The organism is Streptomyces sp. NPDC058964, assembly GCF_042741275.1.
Taxonomy (GTDB): Bacteria; Actinomycetota; Actinomycetes; order Streptomycetales; family Streptomycetaceae; genus Streptomyces.
The window spans coordinates 1-1903 of record NZ_JBHYKH010000890.1 but is presented as its reverse complement, the minus strand read 5'-3'; the positions used below and the strand labels follow the sequence as shown (position 1 = coordinate 1903).

The 1903-nt window shown below is 66.7% G+C and carries 2 protein-coding genes and 1 pseudogene; 1 reads left to right on the top strand and 2 read right to left on the bottom strand.

Annotated features, from left to right (window positions below):
- Nucleotides 1-110 precede the first annotated feature (110 nt).
- Nucleotides 111-671 (bottom strand): transposase, encoded by a 561-nt coding sequence (locus ACFW2E_RS46065; RefSeq protein WP_384477945.1) that lies wholly within the window; start codon nt 669-671, stop codon nt 111-113.
- Complete coding sequence (locus ACFW2E_RS46060; RefSeq protein WP_384477942.1) at nt 668-1183, bottom strand: winged helix-turn-helix domain-containing protein; 516 nt, start codon at nt 1181-1183, stop codon at nt 668-670. Before ACFW2E_RS46060 ends, ACFW2E_RS46065 begins: the two co-directional genes overlap by 4 nt.
- Before the next feature lie 98 nt (nt 1184-1281).
- Here ACFW2E_RS46060 and ACFW2E_RS46055 point away from each other — a divergent pair.
- Nucleotides 1282-1903, top strand: a pseudogene (locus ACFW2E_RS46055) (IS5 family transposase); the annotation flags it as partial.

Here is a 1903-nt window from a genome sequence, read left to right as displayed (position 1 = left end):
TACCTGTCCTGGGTCGTCGACGAGACGCGCCCGCGCTAGAGGTCTCCATACCGCGCCTCGCTCTCACCGAGCCTGTGCGCTTACTGAGTTTTTCGTTAGTTCTGTGGTGTTTAGGAATGAATGGTCAGTCCGGTGTGGGTGAGGAAGGACCACGGGAGTTGCTCGCTGGAGCAGACCCGGCGGATGCCGTTTTCGGCGGCATCGGCGACATCGGCGAGGTGGTCGCCGGCGAGGTTGGCCAGCTCGCGGGTCTTGATCGCCGACCACAGCAGCTCCACCGGGTTGAGTTCGGGAGCATAGGCCGGTAATCGCTCGAGGGTGAGCCAGTCCTGCTCGGCCACCCAGGCTCGCATGCCCCGGCTCCAGTGGGCGGACAGCCCGTCCCATACCAACACCACCGACTCACCGGCGTAGAAGGTCTTGATCTGTTCCAGCACCTCGATCAGGGAAGTGGTGTCGTAGCTGCCCGGCTTGAGGTGGAAGCACAGCCGCGGGCCGCGTTCGGGGTCGGCGGCGTGGTAGCCCAGCGCGGCGGCCATCCCGGCTCGTTTCCAGTTCAGCCGGTGCCGCAGGGTGGGAGTCCGCCCGCGGGGTGCATAGGTGCGGCGCACCTGAGGCAGCAGCGACACGCCCGATTCGTCGAAGAACACGATCCAGGCACGTTTCTTCACCGCCCCTTTTTGATCCGCGGCCACTCGTGAGCGACCCACCGGGCGATCTCGGACTCGTCCCGTTCGACGGCCCGACGCCGGGGCCGCTGCAGACTCCACCCCAGCCGCCCGGTCAGCAGGCGCCATACCGAAGCCCGGGCCAGCGTCACCCCGGTCACCCGTTCAACCACCACGCCGACCCGTTCCAAGGTCCACAGGTCCGCCTCAAACCCGTGCGCCTGAGCGCCCTGCTCCAAGGCGGCTCGCACCGCTTCGACCTGGGCGTCGTCCAGCTTGGGCGGCCGACCGGTAGCCGGACGCCGCCGCAGCGCCTGAGCCCCGCCCCGCTCCCACAAGCGTTTCCACCGGCGCACACTCTCGGGATGCATCCCCACTGCCCGGGCAACCTCGGACGAAGGACGTCTTTGCTCGAACAACTCGGCCGCGCGCATGCGACGGGCCTCGGCCAACTGCGGCCGCGTCAGCGGCAGAACGGAGACATCAGCAACAGCATCCTGCGACTTGGAAGACACACCATCATGCTCACACTGCCGAAACCCCTGCACCCACAGAACTAACGAAAAACTCAGTAAGACCGTGTCCTGCGTGGTGAGGCGTCGTTGAGCTCGGCATGGGGCGGGGTACGTGGAGTTGGATTGTTCCGGACGGGCTGTGGGAGATCGCGAAGCCGTTGATCCCTCCGTCGAGGGTGCGGCCGCAGGGCGGGGGAACACAGGACACGCCTGATGAGACGCTGTTCGCCGCGATCATCTACGTGCTGGTCAGCGGCTGCGCCTGGCGAGCTCTGCCGCCGTGCTTCGGCATATCGAAGTCGACCGCCCACCGCCGGTTCCTCATCTGGTCCAGAGCCGGTGTCTGGGGCCGGCTGCACGAGGCCGTGCTGCACCAACTCGACGACGCCAGCCTCATCGACGTCACCCGCGTAGTCCTCGACACCGCCCACGTCCGGGCCAAAAAGGGGCGAACACACAGGTCCGAGCCCCGTGGACCGGGGCAAGCCGGGTTCCAAGATGCACGTCCTGTCGGACGCCAACGGACTGCCCCTCCTCGTCGGCGTCTCGGCGGGTAACACCCACGACAGCGAAGGACTGAAGCCCATGGTGGAGGGTCACCAAACGAGACACGACCCCCACCGCGGCCGGTACTTCAAGCCCCAACGCCTGCACGCAGACAAGGCTTACGACATCCCTCACCTGCGGAAATGGCTTCGTGGCAAGCGCATCGGTGTCCGC